This is a genomic window from Oleiphilus sp. HI0086 (assembly GCF_001635225.1).
Genome location: NZ_LWFZ01000097.1, coordinates 1 through 790, shown reverse-complemented (window position 1 = coordinate 790; position 790 = coordinate 1). Strand labels below are relative to the sequence as shown.

The 790-nt window shown below is 44.3% G+C and carries 1 protein-coding gene; it reads left to right on the top strand.

Annotated features, from left to right (window positions below; genetic code table 11):
• The coding region (locus A3756_RS01390; protein WP_156490175.1) for an MFS transporter at window positions 1-686 on the top strand (686 nt) is incomplete at its 5' end.
• Window positions 687-790 lie beyond the last annotated feature (104 nt).

The following is a 790-nucleotide window of genomic DNA, read 5'->3' as shown; positions in this document are numbered from 1 at the left end:
TCGCTCTATATGTTTTCCAAACTTACTCTATCTGGAATGTAAATAAAGAAAATCTGACAAACGGTGTCCAAGAGCTTGATAAGTACCACTTTAAGCAAGTTGCGATTCTAGACTGGTCTTACTTCGTTACCTTCGGTTCAGAACTAGCGGTTGTATCAATGTTGCCTCTATTCTTCTTGGAAACTTTTGAAAGTCTTGATCCTGTCAAAGCGGGCCTATTGGCTTCAGGCTTTGCCTTCATGAACTTGGTTGCACGTCCAACTGGCGGTTGGTTCTCTGATCACATTGGTCGTCGTAAAGCTCTAATGTTCTTGATTGGTGGTTTGGCATGTGGCTACTTTGTATTGAGCCAGGTTGATTCATCTTGGTGGATCCCCGCTGCTGTGATTGCAACCATGTGCTGTTCGTTCTTTGTTCAGGCTGGTGAAGGTGCGGTATTTGCGGTAGTTCCACTGATCAAACGTCGTATGACAGGTCAGATTGCAGGTATGGCCGGAGCGTATGGTAACGTCGGTGCAGTAACTTACCTAACTGTTTTGAGCTTTGTAGATTACAGTACTTTCTTCTTGGTGATCGGTTGTTCTGCACTGATTGTATTCTTCATTGCTGCAATGATGGATGAGCCAAAAGGACAGATCTCTGAAGTACTGCCAGATGGCACAGTTCATATGATTGATGTTGGCTAGTTAGAAACTTGCTAGTCTAGAGTGCCTGCTGGTGGCTTATTTCATCGGCGGGCATTTTTGCGTTAAGGTAACGCTATAGCACTAAACTCAGGATTTCTCGATGG